At 69.8% G+C, this 25,300-nt stretch carries 22 protein-coding genes, 1 tRNA gene and 1 pseudogene; 17 read left to right on the forward strand and 7 right to left on the reverse strand.

What is annotated here, in order from left to right:
• The first annotated feature begins 49 nt into the window (after positions 1 to 49).
• The gene (locus ACX80U_RS16670) at positions 50 to 1,552 is read left to right on the forward strand and encodes a DUF2867 domain-containing protein (protein ID WP_133082156.1); all 1,503 of its coding nucleotides are present in this window, start codon (positions 50 to 52) and stop codon (positions 1,550 to 1,552) included.
• Positions 1,553 to 1,660: 108 nt separating this feature from the next.
• On the opposite strand, the gene ACX80U_RS16675 is transcribed toward ACX80U_RS16670, so the two are convergent.
• Positions 1,661 to 2,890: a multidrug effflux MFS transporter gene (locus ACX80U_RS16675; RefSeq protein WP_133082157.1), complete on the reverse strand. Its 1,230-nt coding sequence runs from the start codon at positions 2,888 to 2,890 to the stop codon at positions 1,661 to 1,663.
• 293 nt (positions 2,891 to 3,183) lie between these two features.
• Between ACX80U_RS16675 and ACX80U_RS16680 the strand changes: the two genes are divergently transcribed.
• The 7 genes from ACX80U_RS16680 (at position 3,184) to ACX80U_RS16710 (ending at position 9,993) form a co-directional block, all read left to right on the forward strand.
• Positions 3,184 to 4,617 carry a sugar porter family MFS transporter gene (locus tag ACX80U_RS16680; protein WP_208740752.1) on the forward strand — a complete coding sequence of 478 codons (1,434 nt, stop codon included), beginning with the start codon at positions 3,184 to 3,186 and terminating at the stop codon, positions 4,615 to 4,617.
• A 140-nt stretch (positions 4,618 to 4,757) separates the two neighbouring features.
• The gene (locus tag ACX80U_RS16685) at positions 4,758 to 5,567 is read left to right on the forward strand and encodes a phage holin family protein (protein WP_208740754.1); all 810 of its coding nucleotides are present in this window, start codon (positions 4,758 to 4,760) and stop codon (positions 5,565 to 5,567) included.
• Positions 5,568 to 5,679: 112 nt separating this feature from the next.
• Positions 5,680 to 6,303 (forward strand): CDP-alcohol phosphatidyltransferase family protein, encoded by a 624-nt coding sequence (locus ACX80U_RS16690; protein WP_133082290.1) that lies wholly within the window; start codon positions 5,680 to 5,682, stop codon positions 6,301 to 6,303.
• Entirely contained in the window at positions 6,291 to 7,166 is an 876-nt protein-coding gene (locus tag ACX80U_RS16695) for a DMT family transporter (RefSeq protein WP_133082160.1), read from the forward strand. Before ACX80U_RS16690 ends, ACX80U_RS16695 begins: the two co-directional genes overlap by 13 nt.
• Before the next feature lie 48 nt (positions 7,167 to 7,214).
• Positions 7,215 to 8,462, forward strand: a complete 1,248-nt coding sequence (locus ACX80U_RS16700; protein WP_459269235.1) for a glycosyltransferase — start codon at positions 7,215 to 7,217, stop codon at positions 8,460 to 8,462.
• A gap of 64 nt (positions 8,463 to 8,526) precedes the next feature.
• A tRNA-Ile gene (locus ACX80U_RS16705) sits at positions 8,527 to 8,600 on the forward strand.
• A gap of 202 nt (positions 8,601 to 8,802) precedes the next feature.
• Positions 8,803 to 9,993 carry an acyl-CoA dehydrogenase family protein gene (locus tag ACX80U_RS16710; RefSeq protein ID WP_208740760.1) on the forward strand — a complete coding sequence of 397 codons (1,191 nt, stop codon included), beginning with the start codon at positions 8,803 to 8,805 and terminating at the stop codon, positions 9,991 to 9,993.
• 141 nt (positions 9,994 to 10,134) lie between these two features.
• On the opposite strand, the pseudogene ACX80U_RS16715 reads toward ACX80U_RS16710, so the two are convergent.
• A pseudogene (locus ACX80U_RS16715) lies at positions 10,135 to 10,839 on the reverse strand (peptidoglycan DD-metalloendopeptidase family protein); the annotation flags it as partial.
• A gap of 217 nt (positions 10,840 to 11,056) precedes the next feature.
• Between ACX80U_RS16715 and rpsB the strand changes: the two are divergent.
• The 6 genes from rpsB to ACX80U_RS16745 all read left to right on the forward strand — a co-directional run bounded on the left by rpsB (position 11,057) and on the right by ACX80U_RS16745 (position 16,263).
• Positions 11,057 to 12,001 (forward strand): 30S ribosomal protein S2, encoded by a 945-nt coding sequence (rpsB, locus tag ACX80U_RS16720; protein ID WP_133082163.1) that lies wholly within the window; start codon positions 11,057 to 11,059, stop codon positions 11,999 to 12,001.
• A 135-nt stretch (positions 12,002 to 12,136) separates the two neighbouring features.
• Positions 12,137 to 12,973, forward strand: coding sequence for a translation elongation factor Ts (tsf, locus tag ACX80U_RS16725; RefSeq protein ID WP_208740762.1), 837 nt, complete (start codon positions 12,137 to 12,139; stop codon positions 12,971 to 12,973).
• Positions 12,974 to 13,140: 167 nt separating this feature from the next.
• A complete protein-coding gene (gene pyrH / locus ACX80U_RS16730) occupies positions 13,141 to 13,881 on the forward strand; it encodes a UMP kinase (RefSeq protein ID WP_133082165.1) in 741 nt (246 codons plus the stop codon).
• Positions 13,882 to 14,000: 119 nt separating this feature from the next.
• Positions 14,001 to 14,558, forward strand: coding sequence for a ribosome recycling factor (gene frr, locus ACX80U_RS16735; RefSeq protein ID WP_133082166.1), 558 nt, complete (start codon positions 14,001 to 14,003; stop codon positions 14,556 to 14,558).
• Positions 14,558 to 15,592, forward strand: a complete 1,035-nt coding sequence (locus ACX80U_RS16740; RefSeq protein WP_459269236.1) for a phosphatidate cytidylyltransferase — start codon at positions 14,558 to 14,560, stop codon at positions 15,590 to 15,592. The genes frr and ACX80U_RS16740 overlap by 1 nt, the downstream gene beginning before the upstream one ends.
• 95 nt (positions 15,593 to 15,687) lie before the next feature.
• Positions 15,688 to 16,263: a DivIVA domain-containing protein gene (locus ACX80U_RS16745; protein ID WP_459269237.1), complete on the forward strand. Its 576-nt coding sequence runs from the start codon at positions 15,688 to 15,690 to the stop codon at positions 16,261 to 16,263.
• A gap of 55 nt (positions 16,264 to 16,318) precedes the next feature.
• On the opposite strand, the gene ACX80U_RS16750 is transcribed toward ACX80U_RS16745, so the two are convergent.
• Genes ACX80U_RS16750 through ACX80U_RS16765 form a run of 4 tightly spaced genes read right to left on the reverse strand, consistent with a single transcriptional unit; the run spans position 16,319 to position 20,178 of the window.
• On the reverse strand, positions 16,319 to 17,785 hold the full coding sequence (locus tag ACX80U_RS16750; RefSeq protein ID WP_133082291.1) for a sodium:solute symporter family transporter: 1,467 nt from the start codon (positions 17,783 to 17,785) through the stop codon (positions 16,319 to 16,321).
• 25 nt (positions 17,786 to 17,810) lie between these two features.
• Complete coding sequence (locus ACX80U_RS16755) at positions 17,811 to 18,197, reverse strand: DUF485 domain-containing protein (protein WP_459269238.1); 387 nt, start codon at positions 18,195 to 18,197, stop codon at positions 17,811 to 17,813.
• A 54-nt stretch (positions 18,198 to 18,251) separates the two neighbouring features.
• Positions 18,252 to 18,971 carry a LytR/AlgR family response regulator transcription factor gene (locus ACX80U_RS16760; protein ID WP_208740766.1) on the reverse strand — a complete coding sequence of 240 codons (720 nt, stop codon included), beginning with the start codon at positions 18,969 to 18,971 and terminating at the stop codon, positions 18,252 to 18,254.
• A gap of 19 nt (positions 18,972 to 18,990) precedes the next feature.
• Positions 18,991 to 20,178 carry a histidine kinase gene (locus tag ACX80U_RS16765; RefSeq protein WP_133082171.1) on the reverse strand — a complete coding sequence of 396 codons (1,188 nt, stop codon included), beginning with the start codon at positions 20,176 to 20,178 and terminating at the stop codon, positions 18,991 to 18,993.
• A gap of 224 nt (positions 20,179 to 20,402) precedes the next feature.
• Here ACX80U_RS16765 and ACX80U_RS16770 point away from each other — a divergent pair, with 224 nt between their 5' ends.
• Both ACX80U_RS16770 and ACX80U_RS16775 read left to right on the forward strand, forming a co-directional pair.
• Positions 20,403 to 20,786 carry a DUF485 domain-containing protein gene (locus ACX80U_RS16770; RefSeq protein WP_459269239.1) on the forward strand — a complete coding sequence of 128 codons (384 nt, stop codon included), beginning with the start codon at positions 20,403 to 20,405 and terminating at the stop codon, positions 20,784 to 20,786.
• Positions 20,783 to 22,420: a solute symporter family protein gene (locus tag ACX80U_RS16775; protein WP_459269240.1), complete on the forward strand. Its 1,638-nt coding sequence runs from the start codon at positions 20,783 to 20,785 to the stop codon at positions 22,418 to 22,420. Before ACX80U_RS16770 ends, ACX80U_RS16775 begins: the two co-directional genes overlap by 4 nt.
• A 72-nt stretch (positions 22,421 to 22,492) precedes the next feature.
• Here the strand turns inward: ACX80U_RS16775 and ACX80U_RS16780 are convergent, their stop codons facing one another.
• Positions 22,493 to 23,074, reverse strand: coding sequence for a TetR family transcriptional regulator (locus tag ACX80U_RS16780; RefSeq protein ID WP_459269241.1), 582 nt, complete (start codon positions 23,072 to 23,074; stop codon positions 22,493 to 22,495).
• 108 nt (positions 23,075 to 23,182) lie between these two features.
• Between ACX80U_RS16780 and ACX80U_RS16785 the strand changes: the two genes are divergently transcribed.
• Positions 23,183 to 25,216, forward strand: coding sequence for a glycoside hydrolase family 3 protein (locus tag ACX80U_RS16785; protein WP_459269242.1), 2,034 nt, complete (start codon positions 23,183 to 23,185; stop codon positions 25,214 to 25,216).
• Positions 25,217 to 25,300: the final 84 nt, after the last annotated feature.

Consider the following 25,300-nt stretch of genomic DNA (forward strand, 5'->3'; position numbering starts at 1 on the left):
ACGGGCTACCGGCCAGGAGGCTGTCAGGGGGCGAGCGTAGGCTGTGCCCATGGACAACGCGGGCAAGCTCATCCTGGTCACCGGAGCAACGGGATACATCGGCGGGCGGCTCGTCACCAAACTCGTCGCCGAGGGGCGCCGCGTGCGCGTGATCGTCCGGTCGCCACAGAAGCTCAAGGACGTCCCCTGGGCCGGCTCCGTGGACATCGTGCAGGGCGACCTGCAGGACGTCGACACCATGCGGCAGGCGAGCCAGGGCGTGGACACCCTCTACTACCTGGTCCACTCGATGGGCTCGGGGCGGAACTTCGACCGGCGTGAGGCCGACATCGCGGCCACGGTCGCCCGAGCGGCCACCGAGGCCGGTGTCCGTCGCATCGTCTACCTCGGCGGCCTGCACCCCGACGGCGTCGAGCTGTCCACCCACATGCGCTCGCGCACCCAGGTGGGCAGGATCCTCCTCGAGTCCGGCACACCGACCGTCGCCTTCCAGGCCGGTGTCGTCATCGGGTCCGGCTCGGCGTCCTTCGAGATGATCCGCCACCTCTCCGACGTCCTGCCCGTGATGCCCGCGCCGAAGTGGGTCCTGAACCACATCGAGCCGATCGCGGTCCGCGACGTCATCCACTACCTCGTCGGCGCACTCGACCTCGCCGAGGACCTGAACCGGACGTTCGACATCGGGTCACGGGAGGTCCTGACCTACGCCGAGATGATGAACCAGTACGCGGAGGCCGCAGGACTGCCGCGCCGGAAGATCCTGGCCCTGCCGGTCCTCACGCCGCGCCTCGCCGGACACTGGGTGAACCTCGTCACGCCCATCCCGCGCGCCATGGCCATGCCGCTCATCGAGTCGCTGCAGCACGACGCCGTCACCGCCGAACACGACATCGACCGGTACATCGGCGTCCCCGAGGGCGGTCTGACCGGGTACCGCCGGTCGGTGGACCTCGCGCTCGGCAAGATGCGCGGGGGAGAGGTGGAGACGAGCTGGGCCGGCGCCTCGCAGATCGACACCGAGGCGGACCCCCTGCCCTCGGACCCCCAGTGGGCAGGCCACACGGTCTTCACGGATGTCCAGACCTACAGCTCCACGGCCTCCCCGCAGCAGCTGTGGAGCGTCGTCGAGGGTATCGGCGGTGAGAACGGCTGGTACTCCTGGCCGGTCGGCTGGGCGGCGCGCGGCTGGATGGACAAGCTCGCCGGCGGCGTGGGCCTGCGGCGTGGCCGACGCGACGCGAAGGAACTCCTCACCGGGGAGGCGCTCGACTTCTGGCGGGTGGAGGAACTCGTCCGGGGCGAGCGGCTCCGGCTCCGCGCCGAGATGAAGGTCCCCGGCCGTGCCTGGCTGGAGTTCCGGGTGGCGCCGGACGGTTCCGGCAGTTCCTACTACCAGCGGGCGGTCTTCTTCCCGCAGGGCCTCTCGGGCAGGCTCTACTGGCTCGCGGTACTGCCGTTCCACGGCTTCATCTTCACGGCGATGGCCCGGAACATCGCCAAGGCGGCAGAGGCACTGCCTGCGGACGCGGAACCGGAGTCCGCAGCGGCCTGACCGCCTCCTCCCGCCCCGTGCGCAGGCTGCAGGAGGGCGGCGGCGTGCGGGCCCCTGCAGGTGTCCTCCGCACGATGCGGGCGCCACAGCGCGGCGCATCGGCCGGCGTCACTGCAGGGCCGGCACCGTCCTCGGGCGGACGACGACCCAGAGGAACGTCACGGCGAGGGCGATGCAGGCGGCCATGACCAGCGCCATCGGCGTTGCCGACTCGATGCCCTCGCCCAGCAGGCCGACGAGGGGGGAGATGACACCCGCCGTCCCGAAGGTCACCGCGCCGAGCAGCGAGGCGGCCGTCCCGGCCTGGGCCCCGTTGTTGATGAGTGCGAGGACCTGGACGCAGGGGAAGATGAAGCCCGTCGCCATGATGTAGAACCAGAGCGGGAGCGCCGTGCCCCAGAACCCGAGGCCCAACTGGTCGAAGGCGATGATGAGCAGCGCCATGACCAGCTGCACCACGGTGGCCATGGCGATCACCCACTGCGGACCGACGCGCCTGAGGACGCGCGAGCTGATCTGGACGCCCGCCACGATACCCAGGGAGTTGATCGCGAACAGCAGGCCGTACTGCTGCTCGTTCAGCCCGTACGGCCCCTGGAAGAGGAACGGCGACGCGGACAGGTAGGAGAAGAGCCCGGAGAAGTTCATGCCGCCGACCAGCAGGATGCCGATGAAGATCCGGTCGCCGAGCACCGCGCGGTAGCGCTGCACGACCGTGAGCCCGGACCGCCGGCGGTTCTCCCGGGGCAGGGTCTCGATGATGAACAGCGACACCGCGAGGATCACGAGCACGCCGTAGCACGCGAGGAACCAGAAGATGCCGGGCCAGGGGAACAGCAGGAGAAGCTGCGAGCCGATCACCGGGGCGAAGATGGGAGCCATCCCGTTGACGAGTGCCATGTAGGAGAGCATCCGCACCAGGGTGTAGCCGCCGAAGAGGTCCCGCACCATGGCCATCGCCACCACGCCGCCGCCTGCCGCGCCGATGCCCTGCAGCACGCGGAACACCATCAGCATGGTGATGTCCTCGGAGGACGCCGCACCGATGGAGGCTCCGACGTGGAGCGTGGTCGCGAGGATGAGCGGGAGGCGCCGGCCGATCTTGTCGCTGAGGGGGCCCACGAGGAGCTGGCCGCCGGCGAAACCGATGATCGTCCCGGTGAGGGTCAGCTGGACCGCGGCCTCGGAGACGCCGAGGTCGGACCGCAGTGCGGGGAAGGCGGGGAGGTAGAGGTCGATCGTGAAGGGGCCGAGGGCCGTCAGGGTGCCGAGGATGAAGACGTAGATGATCTTCTCGCGGCGGGAGAGGGTGTCGCCGGGGTGGGAAATGGTGCTCAAGATGCTGCCTAACGGAACGGGACGTGCTGCCGGGTGACGAGGACGTGATGGTGCGGGGACGGCATCGACCGCGGCGGCGGCCCGGCGACGACGGCGGAGCGGCCCTGCTGTGCGACCAGCCTCCCGGAAGGGAGTATTTGGTTGCTGCGGCGAATCAATGACCCTGCCATCCTATGCCGCCCGTCAACCCTCCGGGCAGGAGGCGGGCCCGTACGAGCGCTGGCGAATCGCTGCTAAGCACGCTTCGGATTGACGTAGGGTGAGGAGGACGGAACGAGCAGGGAGAACGGAACATGAGCGCGAACGACACCGGCCAGGACACAGGGCAGTCACCACGGCACCTCGCACGGGTCATCGGGATCACGGTCGCGGCCGCCGTCGGAGGGCTCCTGTTCGGCTTCGACACGGCCGTCATCAACGGTGCGGTGGACTCCATCCAGGCCGACTTCGACCTGAGCGCCAGTGTCCTCGGCTTCACGGTGGCCATCACGCTGCTCGGCTGCGCTGCCGGCGCCTGGTTCGCCGGAGGCCTCGCCGACCGGTGGGGTCGGAAGAAGGTCATGGTCGCGGCGGCCATCCTCTTCGCGGTCAACTCCGCCGGTTCGGCCTACGCCTTCTCCGAATGGGACCTCATGGCCTGGCGCCTCGTCGGCGGCCTCGCGATCGGCATCGCCTCGGTGATCGTCCCCGGCTACATCGCGGAGATCGCACCCTCCAAGTGGCGGGGCGGACTGGCATCGGTGCAGCAGCTGGCCATCACGATCGGCATCTTCGCGGCCCTGCTGTCCGACGCCTCGCTCGCGAACGCCGCCGGAGGCGCGGGTGGCGAACTCTGGTGGGGACTGTCCGCCTGGCGCTGGATGCTGCTGGTCGGCGTCGTACCGGCGGTCGTCTACGGGGTCCTGGCACTGATCATCCCCGAATCCCCCCAGTTCCTCATCCGGGCCGGTCGGGACGAGGAGGCCGCGCGCATCCTGTCGCGGGTCTCCGGAGTCGGGGACACCACCGGCAAGATCCGGCAGATCAGGGAGAGCTTCGAGCGCGAGGACCGGGCGAGCTACCGCGACCTCCGCGGGCCGGCCTTCGGCCTGCAGCCCATCCTGTGGATCGGCATGGCCATCGCGGCACTGCAGCAGCTGGTGGGCATCAACGCGATCTTCTACTACTCGACGACGCTCTGGAAGTCGGTCGGCTTCAGCGAGGGCGACTCCTTCACGACGTCCGTGATCACCTCGATCATCAACGTCGCCATGACCTTCGTCGCGATCTTCTTCGTCGACCGCGTCGGACGGCGGAGACTGCTCCTCATCGGTTCGGTCGGCATGGCCGTCGGGCTCCTCGCCGCGACTCTCGCCTTTTTGCAGGCCGACGGATCCGGCGAGGACATCACGCTCCCCGGCGCCTGGGGGCCCATCGCGCTCGTCGGCGCGAACCTCTTCGTCATCTTCTTCGCGGCCACGTGGGGCCCGGTCATGTGGGTCACCCTCGGCGAGATGTTCCCGAACCGCATCCGGTCGATCGCGCTGGGCGTCGCCACGATGGTCAACTGGGTCTTCAACTTCATCGTCACCCTGACCTTCCCGTGGGTCAGCGAGAACCTCGGCCTCTGGACGATGTACGCGGCGTTCACGGTCTTCGCAATCCTCTCCTTCGTCTTCGTCCGGACCAGGCTCCCCGAGTTCGCCGGCAAGGACCTCGAGGACAACGCGGAGCTGACGTCCGCCTGAGGGCGCCGGCACTAGCGCACCGGGAGCCCTGCGGTCCCGCATCAGCAGGGCCGCCGGGTGGCGGAACCCGGGCAGCCGCCCGGTGGTAATTTTGGTTCAGCGAATTTCCAGCAAGATCCACACGAATGGAGGCAGGGCCTATGAACAGCTCGGCTAGTACGCGCGGCAAGCGGTCCACGGGCTCGCTCTCGCTGTTTGGACTCCTCAGGCTCCTGGCACGCCTGACGCCGCGACAGGTCAGCGACGAGTTCTCGATCGCACTCGAGCAGATGAAGCAGAAGGGGATCAAGGCGGGAATCGCCGCCGTGTTCCTCGTGGTCGCACTCGTCCTCGTCCTGTTCTTCGCCGTCGCACTCGTCGTCGCCGCCATCATGGGCCTCGCGGAGATCATGCCGGCCTGGCTGGCCGCCCTGCTGGTGGCCCTGCTGTTCCTCGTGCTCGCCGGCATCCTCGCCCTGATCGGTGTGTCGCGCCTGAAGAAGCAGCTCCCGCTGGTGCCGCAGGACGCCATCCGCGGTATCCGCTACGATCTCGGCGTGCTGAAGGAGGGCCGCAGCTTCGACCCCGCGACCCTGGACGTCAAGAAGCCGAAGGACGACACGTCGGGCAAGGACGACGTCGCCAAGGACACCAAGCCCAAGGAGCCGACGCCGTCGTACGAGGAACTGCGCGGCCGCTCGGGCGAGCGTCGCACCCACATCGCCGAGGCGCGGGATTCCCTCGGCGCCCGCGTGGACATCGCGTCACGTTTCGGCAAGGGCAGGCACCGCTCGCCCCAGAGCGGTGCGGCATCGGACGGCTCGAAGGGCGACGGAGCGGTCGCCGCCGTCGCGGTGCGCCGCGACGTGCCCCACAACACGAGCCTCGCCGACCGCTGGAAGCCGCTGAGCGTCCTCGCCGCCTCCGTCGCGGCCCTGCTCGTGCTGCTGCGCAGGCTCCTCAGCAGGTAGTACCAGGCAGATCCGACGGCGGCCGCCCGCCCGTGATCCGACCCGCAGCACGCGGGGAGAGTCGCAGGAGAGCGGCCGCCGGCCTGCATAATGGGGTGGGGAGGCACGGGTGATGCGATTGATCGGGGCCGGGACACGGCCCGGCAGCGAGGGGACTGTTCTCTCGACGGCATGGACCCTGCCCAACATCATCACGCTCGTCCGGTTCCTCGGCGTCCCGCTGTTCGTCCTCCTCATTGCCCAGCAGCGCTACGGGGCGGCCGTCCTCACCCTCGTGGTCGTCGGCTCCACCGACTGGGTGGACGGCTACGTCGCCCGGCGCTTCAACCAGGTGTCGACCGTCGGCAAGTGGCTCGACCCGGTGGCGGACCGCACCGCACTGATCGTCATCGCGGTCACCTTCGTGGTGGACGGCATCGCCCCCGCGTGGCTCGTCTGGACCATCGTCGTCCCCGACGTCATCCTCATCATCAACGCACTGGTGCTGTTCCGCGGCCCCCTGCATCTGCCCGTGGCCACCGTCGGAAAGGTCCGCACGGCGTTGCTCCTCGTCGGAGCCCCCCTGCTCCTGCTGCACCGCGTCGAGGGATTCGGGCACGCCTGGATCCTCGCCGTGGCGCAGGGGCTGCTCGCGGCCGGGTGCGTGCTGCACCTCGTCGCGTTCGTCGCCTACTTCCGGGCCGCCCATCGAAAGTACCGGCTGGAGCGGGCCGAGCAGCAGTCGTGCCCGTCCTAGCGATCACGCTCGCGCTGCTCGGCGCGGTCTTCCTCGCGTTCGGAGCGCAGCGGCAGGGCAGCGCCGTCCGGGCGAACACGGGCGGCCTGTCCCTCAGCTCGTCCGGACTCGCGAGGCTCCTCGCCAACCCGCGCTGGCTGCTCGGCCTCTTCCTGCTGGGGACGGGCACGGCCCTGAACGTCGTCGCCCTGTCCCTGGCGAGCCTGACGGTGGTCCAGCCGATCGGAGCGATAGCGCTCGTGATCACCACGATCGTCAACTCCCGGGACCAGGGCATCCGCATCAACCGGCCGACGGTCGCCGCGATCAGCGCGTGCGTCGCAGGCAGTGCGCTGTTCGTGCTGCTCGCCGTGAACGTCACGCGGGCGAACCATGCCATCGATCCCGCGCAGGAACTCTCCGTGGTGCTGCTGCTCGGAGCCGCCGTCGTGCTCTTCGGCTCCCTCGCGGTGTTCGGCAGGCACCGCCTCAATGCTTTCGCCTACATCCTGGGGGCCGGCGTGCTGTTCGGGTTCGTGGCCGTCCTGACCAAGGTCGTCGCGAGTCATCTGCTCGACCCGAACGGCCGTTTCCTGCTCAACGTCCCGGTCCTGACCGTCGTGGCGCTCGTCGCGGCAGCGGCCCTCGGATCGTGGTTCGTGCAGAGCGCCTACGCCACGGGTCCGCCCGACCTGGTGATCGCGGGACTCACGGTGATCGACCCGATCGTCGGGATCGCCGTCGGCATCACCATCCTCGACGAACTCCAGCCGGACGTGCAGACGGTGACCGCGCTGGGCATGGGCGCGGCGGCCCTCGTTGCTATTGTGGGGGTCATCGCGCTGTCCCGCCATCATCCCGATGTCGTGAAGCGACAGCGCTGACAGACCCGTTGCAGTTCCGTCCAGCACACCGACGTAGGGGATCCACGCGTGAGTTACCCGGCTGATTACAAGCCCCTGACCATCCTGATCGCGGCGGACACGTACCCGCCCAACGTGAACGGCGCAGCCCAGTTCGGCTACCGGCTGGCGAAGGGCATGACGGGGCGTGGACACGACGTGCACGTCCTCGCGCCCCGGGACTCCAACGGCCGCAGCTTCACCGAACCGGGCGGGGACTGGACGGTGCACCGCCTCCGCTCGCACAGCGTCCCCACGCACGACTACTGGCGCATCTGCTACCCGTGGGAGATCAAGCGTGACATCAGCCTGCTCTTCGACCAGGTCCAGCCCGACGTCGTGCACATCCAGTGCCACTACATGGTGGGGGAGTACACCCTCTACGAAGCCGTGAAGCGGGGCATTCGCGTGGTGGCCACCAACCACTTCATGCCGGAGAACCTGAATCCCTTCCTGCCGTTCCCCGGGTGGCTGAAGAGGGTCATCGCGAAGAACTCCTGGAAGGACATGGGCAAGGTCATGGGCAAGGCGGCCGCCGTCACGACGCCCACGCCTTTGGCGGCCAAGGCCATGCACGACCACGCGTTCCTGACCGAGGTGCTCCCCGTGTCCAACGGGATCGACTCGTCGGCGTACGAGCTCCAGCCGGGCGAGAGCATCGAGCCGCACGACCATCCCACGGTCCTCTTCGTGGGGCGCCTCGCGGAGGAGAAGCACGTCGACGTGCTGATCGATGCCGTCGCCAGAACCCCGGAACACCTGCAGGTCCACCTCGAGATCGTCGGCGGGGGCGAGGTGAAGCCCGCGCTGCAGGCGCAGGCAGCCCGGCTGGGCATCAGCGACCGCGTGACCTTCCGGGGGCTCGTCGACGACGACGAACTGCGCAAGAGCTATATCCGTGCGTCGCTGTTCTGCCAGCCGGGTACCGCCGAGCTGCAGTCGCTCGTGACGCTCGAGGCAATGTCCGCATCCACCCCGGTCCTGCTCGCCGACGCCATGGCGCTCCCGCACCTGGTGTCCGACGGCGAGAACGGATTCCTGTTCGCGCCCGGCGACTCGGCGGACCTGGGCCGGCGCATCACGGAGATCCTCGAGATGTCCCGCGAGGACCAGCAGAAGATGGGGGCGGCGAGCCGCGCCCTGGTGGGCAAGCACGACATCGACGTCACGCTGGCCACCTTCGAGGGACTGTACTACGGGACCCTTCCCGCAGGGGATCTCCCCGGCGGCTCCGCGGTCGCCGAGGACACCGGGCTCGATGCGGTCCGCCTACAATGAGACCTGCGTCCGGTGCCCGGGTATCAGTTCCGGGAACCGGCGTTGCGGGAGCAGTGTGCTCCTGGGGGCTGTAGCTCAGCTGGTTAGAGCAGCGGACTCATAATCCGTTTGTCCTGGGTTCAAGCCCCAGCAGCCCTACCCTCGGGTCGATGACGGCCGATGCGATGCGTCACCTCCTTCCGGGCGGTGGCGCATCCGTCGTTCGGTGCCCGTCCGCTCCGGTCGGACTCACTGGCGCACTAAGTTACTCACGGGTAACATAGGGTGCAGAGCGTGCCGCGTGCGCGCCACCGTCAGCGTGGAGCGTGCTGGTCACCGACGACCAGAGTGAGGGGATCCGATGAGCAAGACGTCGATCGATGTCAACAACCTGCCGTACCCGGGCGGCGACTTCTACGCCTTCGAGGACCTGCTGTCCGACAAGGAGCGTTCCCGGCTGGCCGAGATCCGCGCCTGGCTCACCCGCGAGGTCCGCCCCCACGCCGTCGGGTGGTGGAACCAGGGCGCGTTCCCCAAGGAGCTCATCCCCCGGATCGCCGAGCTGGACCCGGTCAGCCCCGTCCACCGGCAGGGCTACTCGAATCTTTTCGCCGGTATCACCCATGCCGAGTTCACCCGGGCGGACACGTCGTTCGCGACCTTCCTGGGGGTCCACGACGGCCTGTTCACCGGATCCATCGAAGCCCTCGCCTCCCCGGAGCAGCAGCGGGAATGGCTCCCGGACATCTACGCCCTGAAGAAGATCGGCGCCTTCGGCCTGACGGAGCCGCTCGGTGGCTCGGACGTTGCAGGCGGGACGCGCACCACGGCCCGCCGCGACGGCGGCTCGTGGGTCCTGAACGGCGCCAAGCGCTGGATCGGCAACGCGACCTTCTCCGACTGGGTGGTCGTCTACGCGCGGGACCTCGCCGACAACCAGGTCAAGGGCTTCCTGGTGGACACCACCACCCCCGGATTCACCTCGACCAAGATCGAGAACAAGATCGCGCTGCGCACCGTCGAGAACGCCGACATCGTGCTCGACGACGTGGTCGTCTCCGACGACTACCACCTCAAGGGTGCGAACAGCTTCCGGGACACCAACAAGGTCCTGAAGGTCACGAGGCTCGCCGTCGGGTGGCAGGCCGTGGGCCAGCAGCTCGCCGCCTTCGACGTGGCGCGCCGCTATGCCGTGGAGCGCGAGCAGTTCGGCCGGCCCATCGCCAGTTTCCAGCTCATCCAGCAGCAGCTCGTCCAGATCCTCGGCAACGCGATGAGCTCCATGGGGATGATGGTCCGCCTGTCCCAGCTCGAGGACGCGGGCAAGGCCAAGGACGAGCAGTCCGCCCTCGCCAAGGCCTTCACCACGGCCCGGATGCGCGAGAGCGTCGCGGCCGGGCGCAACATCCTCGGCGGGAACGGCATCGTCGCGGACTACGAGATGGCGAAGATCTTCTCCGACGCGGAAGCCATCTATTCCTACGAGGGCACCCAGGAGATCAACACGCTCGTCGCGGGCCGGGCGATCACGGGTATGGCCGCCTTCGTCTAGTCCGTCCTCGGCCCGCGCCCGCGCCGCCCGACGGTGCAGCGGGAGGAGCACGGAGGGGCGCCGGTCCGTCACGAAGGCCAGCGGGTCCACGTAGTCGCCGTAAACGCGGACGCCCCAGTGCAGGCAGGGGTCGCCGCAGTGCCCGGCCGCCGGTCCGCCGACCCCGGACCCGGACAGGATGGCCACGGTGTCGCCCCTGCGCACCCGCTCACCCTTTCCCAGGCCGGTGGTGACGGGCTCGAAGCTGCTGACCCTGCCGTCGCCGTGGTCGATCGACAGCACGCCCCGGTCCACCACCGTCCCGGCGAAGGACACGACGCCGTCCGCCGGGCTCACGATGGTGGTGCCGGCACCGCCGGCGACGAGGTCGACGCCGCGGTGGCCGCGCTTCCACTTCTGCGGAGGTTCCTCGAACGGGCGCCGGACCCCCGGGGGCGGCTCCAGTGGCCAGACCCACTCCGGCACGAACGGTGCGCCAGTGGCGCGGTCCGTCGACGGGGCGGCGGGAAGACCGGAGCCGCCCACCGACAGGGTCGCCAGCAGCAGGGCCAGGAGCGCGAGCCGCGACCGGCCGGCCCGACGGGACCGGCCGGCCCGACGGGACCGGCGTCCACGCCTGCCCGGCAGTGATCCGGCGGAAGACGCGGCCGGGGGCGGGGGATGGCTGTCCATGCCCCGACCCTGCCGGAGCGCCTGCCCGCGCGGACCGGCCCGGGGGTCTATGTGGACGACCGGTCGCCCGTCCGGCCGTCCGCGCGAGCCGGATCCGGCCCTGCGCCTGTAGTACACTTGCATCAGCAGTCTGCTGCTCCCACTCCCTTCGTGCCCCCGGCACCGTCGCGGCATGGGACCGCCAGGCTGACTACGCGTGCCTGCGATTCAGTGCCCCTCGAGGGCGCCGAAGTTCCCGCCCTGCGGTCCGGTCCAGTCCGGTGGAGGAGGGGACGTCCACGACGACGGACAGGCACCAGGATGTATCGGCCACCCCGGCCGGTACTGAGACAACCGTCAACAAGCTGCCGGCAGCGCACTGCGCCTGAGCCGGAGCTGAAGAAAGGCAGACATGCCAGTCGTAACCATGCGCCAGCTGCTCGACAGCGGCGTCCACTTCGGTCACCAGACCCGCCGTTGGAACCCGAAGATGAAGCGGTTCATCTTCACCGAGCGCAACGGCATCTACATCATCGATCTCCAGCAGTCGCTGGGCTACATCGACCGCGCGCACGAGTTCGTCAAGGCCACCGTCGCCCACGGCGGAACCGTCCTCTTCGTCGGCACGAAGAAGCAGGCCCAGGAAGCGATCGCCGACCAGGCGACCCGCGTCGGCCAGCCCTACGTCAACCAGCGCTGGCTCGGTGGCATGCTCACCAACTTCCAGACGGTCTCCAAGCGCATCCAGCGCATGAAGGAACTCGAAGAGATCGACTTCGACGACGTCGCCGGTTCGGGCCACACCAAGAAGGAGCTCCTGCTCCTCAAGCGTGAGCTGACCAAGCTGCAGAGCAACCTCGGTGGTATCCGCAACCTGACCAAGGCTCCCTCGGTCGTCTGGGTTGTCGACACCAAGAAGGAGCACCTCGCGATCGACGAGGCCAAGAAGCTCAACATCCCCGTCGTCGCGATCCTCGACACCAACTGCGATCCCGACGAGGTCGACTTCCCGATCCCGGGCAACGACGACGCCATCCGCGCCGTCAACCTGCTCACCCGGGTCATCGCGGACGCCGTGGCCGAGGGCCTCATCGCCCGCAACAACCGTGCCAACGGCACGGAAGCCGCCGCGGCCGAAGAGCCGATGGCCGAGTGGGAGCGCGAACTGCTCCAGGGCAACGCCGACGCCGCGACCGCTCCCGAGGCGGACGCAGCACCCGAGGCCGGGACCGCCGCGCCCGAGGCAGCAGCCCCCGCCGCCGACGAAGCCCCTGCAGGCCTGCAGGCGCCGATCGCCGAGGAAGTCCCCGAAGCAGTGGCTCCGGTCACCGAAGCCGCGGCAGACGACACCAAGTAGTTCCCGGTGCGTAAGGGGTGTGGGTGAAACCACGCCCCTTACGCATGTTCCGCGGATGTTCGTCGCGGAACGTCCGTACCCCGGGCCGAGGCCCGCGGAAGCTCTTCGTAGATCCACATCAACTTAGGAGTTCATATGGCAAATTTCACTGCCGCTGACATCAAGGCCCTGCGCGAGCGCACGGGCGCCGGCATGATGGACGTCAAGAAGGCGCTCGACGAAGCCAACGGCGACGCCGACAAGGCCCTGGAACTGATCCGCATCAAGGGCCTGAAGGGCGCGACGAAGCGCGAGGGCCGCTCGACCGCCGAGGGCCTCGTCGCCGCTCGCGTCGACGGCACCGTCGGGGTCATGGTCGAGGTCAACTGCGAGACCGACTTCGTCGCGAAGGCCGGCCCGTTCATCGACTTCTCGAACAAGGTGCTCGCCGCCGCGATCGAATCCGGTGCAGCCGACGTCGCGACGCTCCTGGCGTTCGAGCTCGAGGGCAAGCCCGTCTCCGAGCACGTCATCGAAGCGGGTGCGCTCCTCGGCGAGAAGGTCGACGTCCGTCGCATCGCCCGCGTCGAGGGCCAGATCGTCGACGCCTACCTGCACAAGACGTCCAAGGACCTCCCCGCCCAGGTCGGCGTGCTCTTCGCCGTCGAGGGTTCCGGGGACGGGGCCGTCGAGGCCGCGCACGACGTCGCGGTGCACATCGCTGCGTACTCGCCCACCTACCTGACCCGCGAGGACGTTCCCGCCGAGCTCGTCGAGTCGGAGCGCCGCATCGCCGACGAGACCGCACGCGCCGAGGGCAAGCCCGAGCAGGCCCTGGCGAAGATCGTCGAAGGACGTCTCACCGGCTTCTTCAAGGAGGGTGTGCTGGTCGACCAGGCATTCGCCAAGGACGCGAAGAAGTCCGTCGCCACGGTCCTCGCGGACGCCGGCGCCAAGGCCACGGCCTTCGCGCGGTTCCGCGTCGGAGCCTAGCCCTTCGGCCCCAGCACGGTGAAAGGGCGGCCGCCTCCAGGTGGCCGCCCTTTCCTGCGCCCGGGAGGCGCACCGTATCCTGTAACGGGTCCGGCAACATCCCACACCCCGCACCAGCGGCCGTCCGGTCAGGCACGGCCCCCAGTTCTACGCCCGGGAGGCACTTCATGGACACCATTTCCACTGCACGGACGGGTGGCACCGGGGGCCGGCGCCGCGTCCTGCTGAAACTGTCGGGCGAGGTCTTCGGCGGTGGCAAGCTGGGCGTGGACCCCGAGACCGTGCGGTCGGTGTCGAAGCAGATCGCGGCGACCGTCGGCGACGTCGAGGTCGCGATCGTCGTCGGGGGCGGCAACTTCTTCCGCGGCGCGGAGCTCTCCCAGAGCGGCATGGACCGCTCGCGCGCCGACTACATGGGGATGCTCGGCACCGTGATGAACTGCCTCGCGCTGCAGGACTTCCTGGAGCAGGCGGGCGTCGAGACGCGGGTCCAGAGCGCCATCACCATGGGCCAGGTCGCCGAGGCGTACATCCCGCGCCGCGCCATCCGCCACCTCGAGAAGGGCCGCGTGGTCATCTTCGGTGCCGGCGCCGGCCTGCCCTATTTCTCCACCGACACCGTGGCGGCGCAGCGCGCACTCGAGGTGCATGCCGACGAGGTCCTGATGGCGAAGAGCGGGGTGGACGGCGTCTACACCGCGGATCCGCACAAGGACCCGACGGCGGAGAAGCTCGACACCCTCTCCTACGACGAGGCCCTGCGACGGGACATCCGGGTGATGGACCAGACCGCGATGACCATGTGCAAGGACAACAACCTGACCATGGTGGTGTTCGGCATGGAGGGCGAGGGCAACGTGACCCGGGCCATCCGCGGCGAGAAGCTCGGCACCATCGTCACCGCCTAGCGGCTGGGTGCGGACGGGGCAACGGCGCCCTGCCCGCGCCGGGGCACCGCACCCCCGTGAACTAGGATGAACCACTGGAACGGTTGCCGTGCAGCCGACTGCAGAGCGAAGGAGACATTGTGATCGAAGAGACCTTGCTGGAAGCCACCGACAAGATGGACAAGGCCGTGGAGGTTGCAAAGGACGATTTCGCGACGGTCCGCACCGGCCGCGCCAATGCGTCGCTGTTCTCCAAGGTGGTGGTGATGTACTACGGCGCGCCCACCCCCCTGCAGCAGCTGGCGTCCTTCCAGAACCCGGAAGCCCGCACCCTGCTCATCACACCCTTCGACCGCACGGCCCTCAACGACATCGAGCGGGCCCTGCGCGACTCCGACCTCGGCGCGAACCCCTCCAACGACGGCAACGTGATCCGCGTGGTCCTGCCCGAGCTGACGCAGGAGCGCCGCAAGGAATACGTGAAGCTGGTGAAGACGAAGGCCGAGGATGCCAAGATCTCCATCCGCAACATCCGGCGCAAGGCGAAGGACGGCATCGACAAGGCGGTCAAGGACGGCGACTCCGGCGAGGACGAGGGCTCGCGTGCGGAGAAGGAACTCGACGCGCTGACGAAGTCCCGCGTCGATCTCGTCGACGAGCTGCTGAAGCGCAAGGAAGCCGAGCTGCTCGAGGTCTGATGGCAGCCCTCGATCGTCCCGGCGCGGGCAACGGGCACACACCAGCACCCGCCGCCGGGACAGACGACACCCGCGCCGTCGTCGTCGCGACCGGCGCCGCGCCGACGGACGCGGAGGTCCCGGCGCGTTCCACCGCCGGAACCCGTGCGGCGCGACGGGACCGGCGGTCGACGGGCGGCCTGTTCCGCCGCCGCCGGCCGATCAGGGAGCCGGGGCAGCCGTCGCGTGCGGGCCGCAACCTGCCCGCCGCGATCGGTGTGGGCGCCGGCCTCCTGGTCCCCGTCCTGGCGGGTCTGTTCTTCTTCCCGATCGTGTTCGTGGGCATCGTGACCCTGTTCGGAGCGGTCGGGGTGTGGGAGATCTGCCGAGCGCTCGAACTCCGGCGCATCCGCGTCCCCCTGGTGCCCACCCTGGCCGGCGCCCTGGTCCTTCCGTTCTCGGCCTACTTCGGCGGGGCGGAGGGACTGGCCGTGGCCGCCGTCTTCTCCGTGCTCGGACTCTTCCTGTGGCGGGCACTCGATCCGGCGCCCGATGCCGCGAAGAGCCTCATGGCCGGGACCTTCACGGTGCTGTGGGTGCCGTTCATGCTCAGCTTCGCGATGCTGCTGATGCGGGCCGAGGGCGGCTTCCTCGTCATCGCCACCCTGCTGCTGCTCGTGGTCGCGAACGACACGTTCGGCTACCTGATCGGCGCGTTCTTCGGCAAGCACGCCATGGCGCCGAAGATCAGCCCCAAGAAGTCCTGGGAGGGCTTCGGCGGGTCCATCGGCGGGGCGTTCGTCGTCGGCGGCCTCTGCGCCGTCTTCCTGCTCGGTCAGCCGCTGTGGATCGGGCTGGCCCTCGCCGTCGCGATCGTGGCATCGGCCACCGCGGGCGACCTGGCCGAATCGATGATCAAGCGTGAACTCGGCGTCAAGGACATGGGCACCATTCTGCCCGGGCACGGAGGCGTGATGGACCGCCTCGACTCGATCGTCTTCGCGTCCCCGGTGGCGTACCTGCTGTCCGCTACATTGGTACCGGGATTGCTGTAACCGCGGGCCGGAGGGCGGATCCTGGAGCCGTCGGCTCCACGGCGTCCCAGGTGGGCCACGGGCCCCGGCAGGTTCCAGGAGAAGGACAACACAGCATGGTCGTGGCTCGCCCGGGTAGCTCCCCGTTCGCACGCGTGGGACGCCGGGAGATCGGCTACGACACCGCCCAGGTGGACCGCTTCCTGGCCACGGTGCGCCGGCAGTACACCGCCCAGGAGCCCGACGGCGGCCTCACCAGCAGGGACATCCGCACCATGGCCTTCGACCCCGCGCGGGGCGGGTACGAACCCCGGGCCGTGGACGCGGCACTGGACCGGTTCGAGGACTCCCTCGCGCAGCGGGAACGTGACGCGCTGATCGCGGCGCAGGGCGAGGACGCGTGGCTCCGCCGGATCGGACGGACCGCCGCGGTACTCCGCAGGCGCCTGCACCGCCCGGCGGGGGAACGCTTCCGCCGGCCGACGAAGGCGAGGAGCGCGAGCTACGCCGTCGAGGACGTCGACCGCCTCTGCGACGAGCTCCTCCGGTACCTCGAGCACGATCTGCCCCTGAGCGTCGACGTCGTCCGCCGTGCCGTGTTCCGTGAGGCCAGGGGAGCGGACGGCTACGAGGAGAACCAGGTGGACGTGTTCCTCGACCGGGTCGTGGAACTCATGGCGGCCATCGACTGACGGACGCGCCGGGACGCTCACGCAAGCCGGCGGACCGCCCGCCGCGGGGATCGCCCTACCGCGGCTCCGGAGTATGCAGCCGGGCCAGCACGCGCGACGTCGACGCCGGGCGCCGCCCCGCCGTCGCCCGGGACACCAGCACCATGGTGACGAACGCCGTCGGGACCGTCCAGAGCGCGGGCTGGCTCAGCGCCACCCACTGCCCATTCGTCCCCGGGCCGAGGAGCGCCGAGGCCATGATCGCCCCGCCGCAGAGGACGGCGCCCGCGAGCATCCCGGCGATCGCCCCGGCATCGGTCAGGCCCCGCCACCAGATCCCCAGCAGCAGCAGGGGACACAGGGTGGAGGCGGTGAAGGCGAAGACGGACCCGACGCTGCCGGCCAGGGCGAGGCTGTCCGTCATCAGGGCGACCACGAGCGGGACGAGGGCGGACAGCAGGGCGGCGCGCCGGAAACCCCGGACGCTGCCCTGGAAGAACTCCTGGCTGACCACTCCGGCGAGCGAGACCACGAGCCCGCTCGTCGTCGACAGGAACGCCGCGAAGGCTCCCGCGGTCACGAGGGCCGAGAGGAGGTCACCCGTGGCGCCGTCGACGATGCGGCCGGGCAGCAGGAGGACGGTGGCGTCCGCCGCGCCCCCTGCCGCGAGTTCCGGGGTGTGGATCCTGCCGAGGATCCCGTACACGGTGGGGAAGAGGTAGAACACGGAGAGCAGGCCGAGGACGATCAGGGTGGTCCTGCGCGCCGACGCCCCGTCCGGGTTCGTGTAGAAGCGGACCAGCACGTGCGGCAGCCCGAGCGTCCCGAACAGGAGGGCGATGACGAGCGAGATGGTGCCGTAGAGCGACGCGTCCGCCGTCGTGTCGAGGTCCGCCGTGAAGGCACGCCCACCGTCCGTGATCGGCAGGCCCTCCGAGCCGAGGTGCACGAGGACGAACACGACCGGCACGGCGAGGGCCGTCAGCTTCAGCCAGTACTGGAAGGCCTGCACGAAGGTGATCGAGCGCATCCCGCCGGTCACGACGCTGAGGCACACCACCACGACGACGGCCAGCGGCCCCACCCAGGCGGGCAGGCCCGTGGTGATGCTCACCGTCAGGGCGGCGCCGTGCAGCTGCGGCACGATGTAGAGCCAGCCGACGACGACCACGAGCAGGCTGGTCACGCGGCGCACGAGCAGCGAGTCCAGGCGCGCCTGGGCGAAGTCCGGGATGGTGTAGGCGCCGGACCGGCGCAGGGGGGCGGCGACGAACAGCAGGAGCATGAGGTACCCGGCGGTGTACCCGATGGGGAACCAGAGGGCATCCACCCCCGAGACCAGGATCAGGCCGGCGATGCCGAGGAAGCTCGCCGCGGAGAGGTACTCGCCGCCGATCGCCGAGGCGTTCCACCATGGGCGGACGGTTCGCGACGCGACGTAGAAGTCCCCGGTGGTGCGCGAGATCCGCAGGCCGTAGATGCCGATCAGCAGGGTGCTGAGCGCCACGAGGACGAGCGCCGTGTAGCCGATGGCCGGGCTCAGCTGCAGGGCCCCGCCGTCCAGTGCCTCACTCATCGTCGACGAGATCCTGGAAACGTCGCTCGTTCCGCGACGCGCTGCGCACGTAGAGGACGGCGCAGCCGATCACGAGGGGATAGACACCGAGGCCCAGGAGCAGCCAGGGGACGGGGACGGTCAGGACCGTCATCCCGTCGATGTCGGGGAACACCGCGAGCAGCACCGGGATGCCGATGAGGATCACCAGGAACCCTCCGGCCACCACGAGGGCCAGGCGCAGCTGGGACCGGATCAGGGACGCGACGAACAGCTGGCCCACCTCGGACTGCTCGGCCATCTCGCGGGAGACCGGGAAGGAGGCGCCCGTGGCGCGCGCCGCCGTCCGGGGGGCGGTGACGCGGACCCGACGGGACTTCTCGGGCCGCTCCTCGGTCACGGGGCCGTCCCGGGCAGGGCGGCAGGGGGCGTACGCGGGTCCATGCAGCGCCCGTCAGTGGCTCGGCCGCAGCCGGGTGGCTTCGAGCTTCTCCCGCACATCGGGCAGGTGCCGGCGGCTCACGGGCAGCTCGGCGTCCCCCACGAACAGGCTCGCCCGCCCGGCGCCGATCCGCACCTTCCGCACCTGGTCCATCGCCACGAGGTAGGAGCGGTGCGTGCGGAGGAACCCCGCCTCGGCCCACTGCCGCTCGAGATCGTTGAGCGGGATGCGGATGAGGTAGCTCGCCTCGGAGGTGTGCAGGCGCGCGTAGTCGCCCTGCGCCTGGACGTACCGCACGTCGTCGCGCCGGATCATCCGGCTCACGCCGCCCTGGTCGACGGTGATGACCTCGGGCGCCGCCGTCGCCCCCTCCATGAGTTCGCACACGCGGCGCACGGACTCCGCGAGCCGTTCGGTCCGGACGGGCTTCAGGAGGTAGTCGACGGCACGCAGCTCGAACGCCTCGAGGGCGCGGTCCTCGTCGGCGGTGACGAAGACGACGGCGGGCGGCCGGCTGAAGCGGGAGATCACGCGGGCGATGTCGAGACCGGACAGCGACGGCATGTGGATGTCGAGGAACAGGGCGTCCACGCTGTGCTGCTCGAGGGCCCTCAGGGCCTCTGCTCCGCTCGACGCGCGGTGGATCGTCCCGATCCGGGCGTCCTTGCCGAGCAGGAATGCCAGTTCCTCGACGGCGGGGAGCTCATCGTCGGCGATGATGACATTGACCATGGATCCTAGGTTACGCGTCTCACGCCTGGTGATCGGGCTGCGACTTGGGCACGCGCATGGTGATGAGGGTGCCTGCGCCGGGCGCGGTGTCGATGATCAGGCCGTGGTCGTCGCCGTACACCTGGCGCAGGCGGGAATCGACGTTGCGCAGGCCCACGTGGACGCCCTCGGTGTGGCCGGCGAGGACGGACCGGAGGTGCTCCGGCTCGATCCCGACGCCGTCGTCCTCGATGGTCACCTCGGCGAACGGGCCGACGTCGTGCGCGGTGATCGTGATGTTCCCGACGCCGTCGCGGGAGTCCAGCCCGTGGCGCACCGCGTTCTCGACCAGCGGCTGGAGGCTGAGGAACGGGATCACCGTGCTGAGGACCTCGGGACCGATCTCCAGGGTGACATTGAGCCGGTCCCCGAAGCGGGCACGTTCGAGCAGGAGGTAGCGGTCGATGCTGCGCAGCTCCTCCGCCACCGTGGTGAAGTCGCCGTGGCGGCGGAAGGAGTAGCGCGTGAAGTCGGCGAACTCGACCACGAGCTCCCGGGCCCGCTGCGGGTCCGTGGTGATGAAGGACGCGATGGCGTTGAGCGAGTTGTAGATGAAGTGCGGGCTGATCTGGGCCCGGAGGGCGCGCACCTCCGCTTCGGCCAGGAGCCGCCGGGACGAGTCCAGTTCCGCGAGTTCCACCTGCGTGGAGACCCACCCGGCCAGCTCGTTGGTGGCCCGCACGAGACCCGCGTCGACGTCGCCCGCGAAGGCGCCGACCGTGCCCACCACACGGTCGTCCACGCGCACCGGCGAGAGGACGAGTTCGCCGAGGTCCGTCAGCCCCGCGGCATCGAGCCGCTGGCGCCGCACGATCTGCGTCCGGCCGCTCTCGAGGACCTGCCGGACCAGCGGCATGACATCGGGCGGGGTACCGCGACCGCCGTCCCAGGCGAGCACGCCGGCGTCGTCGCTGATCATCAGGACGTCGCAGCGGAGGAGGCCGTGCAGGTGGCGCCCGGCCTTCGAGGCGCCCGACGGCGTCAGTCCCTCGCGCAGGTGCTCGGAGGCCAGGGCCGCCGAGTGCAGGGTCGCGTACGTGGCGCGGTCGGCGTCGGATCCGAGGTCCCGATAGGAGCGCGAGAGGCGGAAGCCGAGAAAGGCCACGACCGCGAGGGTGATGACGGCCACGGCGCACACCAGGGCGGTGTCGACGGCGGCACTGAACATGGCTCCAGAGTATCGCCCGCCGTCCGGACTGCCGGGCCGGGCCGTTCGTCGCGCCCGGCGACCGTTCGGCGCATCCCGCTGCGCGCTCACCGACGGAGGTCGGCGCGGTGCTGGTGATGGTCGTCGCCGTGCAGCACAGTGATGGGAGTCACACCGCCGTGCCTTCCTGCGCGGCGATCCTGCCGCCCGGCGGCCGGGGTGACCACCCGACCGAAGGAGAAACAATGGGCTCGCACCCGACAGAGCCGGCCACCGGCTCCGGTGCTGCCGTCGACTTCACAGAAGTCCAGCAGACCGAGCAGTTCAAGGAACTGCGCAAGCGCCACCGCAGCTTCGTCTTCCCCATGGCAGTGTTCTTCCTGCTCTGGTACTTCGCCTACGTGCTGCTCGCCGACTACGCGCACGAGTTCATGGCGACGCAGGTCATCGGCAACGTCAACATCGGCATCATCCTCGGGCTGCTGCAGTTCGTCAGCACGTTCGCCATCACCATGTGGTACGTCAGCTACGCCAACAAGCGCCTCGACCCGATCGCCGCGAACCTGCGGCACGAGCTCGAGGAAGCAGCCCCCGAAGTATTCATCGACCCCGCAGGCGGAAAGAAATGATCTCCATTCCCAGCGCGGGCGTCCGCCTGCCGCTCCAGACGGTCGAGGCGACCACCGTCGGTTCCCCGGCCCTCAACATCACGATCTTCGGCCTGTTCGTGGCGATCACCCTCGTGATCGTGCTCCGCGCCAGCCGCAACAACAAGACGGCGGCGGACTACTACGCCGCGGGCCGCTCGTTCACCGGCGGCCAGAACGGCACCGCGATCGCGGGGGACTACCTCTCGGCGGCCTCCTTCCTCGGCATCGTGGGCGCCATCGCCATCAACGGGTACGACGGCTTCCTGTACTCGATCGGGTTCCTCGTCGCCTGGCTCGTGGCACTGCTCCTGGTCGCCGAACTGCTCCGCAACACGGGCAAGTTCACCATGGCGGACGTGCTGTCCTTCCGGCTGAAGCAGCGTCCCGTGCGCATCGCGGCGGCCATCACCACGCTGGCGGTCTGCTTCTTCTACCTGCTCGCGCAGATGGCGGGAGCCGGCGGACTCGTCTCGCTCCTGCTCGGCATCAACGACCGGCTCGGCCAGTCCGTGGTCATCACGGTGGTCGGCGTACTCATGATCATGTACGTGCTGATCGGCGGCATGAAGGGCACCACCTGGGTGCAGATCATCAAGGCCTGCCTGCTGATCGCCGGCGCGTTCATCATGACCGTCTGGGTCCTCGCGCTGCACGGCTTCAACCTCTCCACGCTGCTGGGTGCCGCGATCGAGACCTCCGGCAACGCCGCCATCACGAGCCCGGGCCTGCAGTACGGGCTGACCTCCGTCACGCGCCTGGACTTCCTGTCGCTCGCGCTCGCGCTGGTCCTCGGCACCGCCGCACTGCCGCACGTCCTCATGCGCTTCTACACCGTCCCGACCGCGAAGGAGGCCCGCCGCTCGGTGGTCTGGGCCATCTGGCTGATCGGCGCGTTCTACCTCTTCACGCTCGTGCTCGGCTACGGCGCCAGCGCCCTCATCGGATCGGAGCGCATCCTGGCCGCACCGGGAGGCGTCAACTCGGCTGCGCCGCTGCTGGCCTTCGAGCTCGGCGGGTCCATCCTCCTCGGACTCATCTCCGCCGTCGCGTTCGCCACGATCCTCGCGGTCGTCGCAGGACTCACCATCACGGCCGCGGCCTCGTTCGCCCATGACATCTACGCGAGCGTCATCCGCAAGGGCAAGGTCGACCCGGACGGGGAGGTGAAGGTCGCGCGTCGCACCGTCGTCGTCATCGGCCTGCTGTCGATCCTCGGCGGCATCGGCGCGCAGGGCCAGAACGTCGCGTTCCTCGTGGCCCTCGCCTTCGCCGTGGCGGCCAGCGCCAACCTGCCGACCATCCTCTACTCGCTGTTCTGGCGGAAGTTCAACACGCAGGGCGCCATCTGGAGCATGTACGGAGGGCTCGGCTCCGCCATCCTGCTGATCGCCCTCTCGCCCGTCGTCTCCGGCGGCGAGAAGTCGATGATCCAGGGCGCCGACTTCTCGGTGTTCCCGCTCAGCAACCCGGGCATCGTCTCGATCCCGCTGGCGTTCTTCCTCGGCTGGCTGGGCACCACCCTCTCCCGGACCACGGAGGACCCCATGAAGCAGGCCGAGATGGAGGTGCGCTCCCTCACCGGCGTCGGTGCCGAGAAGGCCACCGACCACTGAGGCAGCTCCCGAGCAGCACCACGGAGGCCGTCCCACCGCGAGGTGGGGCGGCCTCCGCCGTTTCGGGGAGGATCAGCCCTGCGGCGCGAGGAGCCTGAGGACGCTGGACAGTGCTGCCGGCATGCTCGTGGCGGGGTCGTAGAGCCACTGCAGCTGGATGCCGTCGAAGACACCGACGATGAGGCGCGCGGCGTCCTCGGGCGCGACGTCCGTGCGGATCTCGCCGCGGGCCTGGGCGCCGGCGATGTCCCGCTCCACCGTGCCGAGGAGCCACGAGTAGCGGGTACGGAAGTAGTCGTGGGCGGCGTGGTCCGGGCGCGTCGCGGTCGCGGACGCCACGGCGAAGAGAGCGGTCAGTCCGGGATGCCGTTCGTTGTGCTCCGCGATGCCCGGGAAATCCGCGAGGGAGGTCACCGATCCGCCGTGCTGCGCACTGTTCTGTTCGTCGCGGTCGGCGAGCACCGCGGTCAGCAGGTCCTGCTTGCCGCTGAAGTAGTGGAAGAGCGTCGCTTCCTTGATGCCCGCGCGTTCCGCCACGAGCTTGAGGGTGGTGCCCTCGAAGCCCTCGGCGGCAAAGACCTCCGCGGCGATCCTCAGCAGCTCGCGCCGTCGCTCGATGCCTTTGGCGTAGGTGCCCTGCGCCTTCGTACCCATGGATCGAGTGTAGGGGGTGGGAACAGGCCGAAATAAAAACCCAGTGCCGCTCGGTTTTGTGTAGCCTGAGTTCCACCCACCACCCACCGTCATTACGAAGGAGTAATCATGGGCAAGTATTCGGACGCGCGCCGGGATCCGACGGCGGCACCGGGGAACAATGCAGCGGCCCGACGGCGTGGCCTGCGGCCCGTCGCCACCCTGACCGCGGGCGCCCTGCTGGTGACGATCCTGGCAGCCGGGTCGGCGGCGAGCGCGGCGCCTCCGCAGAAGGTCCGGCAGCCCGCGCTGGACAGCCGGTCGGCGGAGATAATCCGTGTCGACGGGCGGTCCTTCCGCGACCTCGACGGGGACGGCGCGCTGACGCCGTACGAGGACTGGCGCCTCGCGCCGGAGGAACGCGCCGTGGACCTCGTCGCCCGCCTCTCCCTCGAGGAGAAGTCCGGCCAGCTGATGCACGCATCCTTGTCGGGGCAGGCCACCTACGACCGCACGGGGTTCACCCGGCTCCTGGCGGAGCGCCACATCACCACCTTCATCTCCCGGCTCGGCGCCGGGGCGGGCACCCTGGCGCGAGAGCACAACGATCTCCAGGCGCTCGCCGAGGAGCAGCCCTTCGGCATCCCCCTGAAGATCAGCACGGACCCCCGGAACGGTTTCACGGTCACGGAGGGCCAGACGGTCTCCAACGGCGACTTCACCGCCTTCCCGGACCCGATCGGCATGGGGGCCGTCGGCGACCCGGAGGCGACGAGGGCCATGGCCGACATCATCCGCGAGGAATACCGCGCCGTGGGCATCCACGAGGCGCTGTCACCCCAGGCCGACCTGGCGACCGAGCCCCGGTGGACCCGCATCAACGGGACCTTCGGTTCGACGGGCGAGACGGTGGGCGAGCACGTCCAGGCGTACGTCGAGGGCATGCAGGGTGGCCCGGACGGGCTGACCCCGGACGGCGTCGCGACGGTGGTGAAACACTGGGTGGGCTACGGCGCGCAGGTCGACGGCTACGACAGCCACTACTACTACGGCCGGTACGCGGCCTTCCCCGGCAACAACTTCGAGGAGCACCTGACCCCCTACGAGGGCGCCTTCGCCGCGGGAGCCTCGGGCATCATGCCCACCTACTCGATCCTGCAGGACCTGCAGCGCGACGGGACGGCCGTGGAGCAGGTGGGCGCGAACCACAACGAGTACCTCCTGCAGGACGTGCTGCGCGGGGAGTACGGGTTCGACGGCGTCATCACCTCCGACTGGGGCATCGCCAACGACTGCCCCGCGTCCTGCCTGGCGCTCCGCCCGCCGCTCTCCTTCGTGGGAGCGCACGGAGCCGGCATGCCCTGGGGCGTCGAGGACCTCACGCTCCCAGAGCGCTACGCGAGTGCGGTGAACGCCGGCGTGGACATCATCGGCGGCAGCGACAAGCCGCAGTACATCATCGAGGCCGTACGCCAGGGGCTGCTCGGCGAGGACCGCGTGGACGAGGCCGCCCGGCGTGTCCTCCAGCAGAAGTTCGAACTGGGGCTCTTCGAGGACCCCTACGTCGATGTGCGCGCCGCCGAGCGCACCGTCGGCAGCACGAGATCGGAGCGGGCGGGCGACGCCGCGCAGGAAGCATCGCTGACGCTGCTCGCCAACGACGGCGGCATCCTGCCGGTGTCGCGGCGGGATGTCCGGACGGTCTTCCTGCAGGGCATCGACCCCGCGGCCGCCCGGGATGCGGGTTTCATCCCGGTGGCGACGCCGGCCGAGGCGGATCTCGCCGTGGTCCGGCTGGCGGATCCGCGCGGGGGAGCGGACCTCACGGACCTGGGGTTCACCGGGGACGAGGCGGACTACCAGGCGCTCCTCGCGGCATCGGCGGCAGGCGTCCCGACCATCGCCGTGCCGAACCTGGCGCGGCCCCTGATCCTGGGCGACGTCCTCGCGCATGCGGATGCCGTCCTGGCCCACTACGGTGTCTCCGACCGCGTGCTGCTGGAGGTGCTGCGTGGCAAGGGACAGCCGGGCGGTCGCCTGCCGTTCGAACTGCCGTCCTCGATGGCCGAGGTCGAGGCCCAACTGCCCGACGTGCCGGACGACACCGCCACCCCGCTGTTCCCGGCCGGATTCGGCCTGTCCTACACGCGAAACGGCCGATGACCGGTGGGGGGGGGGGGGCGGGGGGGGGGGGGGGGCGGGGGGGCGGGGAGGTGGAGAGGGGGGGGGCGGAGGCGGGGGAGGAGG

The organism is Arthrobacter sp. TmT3-37, assembly GCF_054510835.1.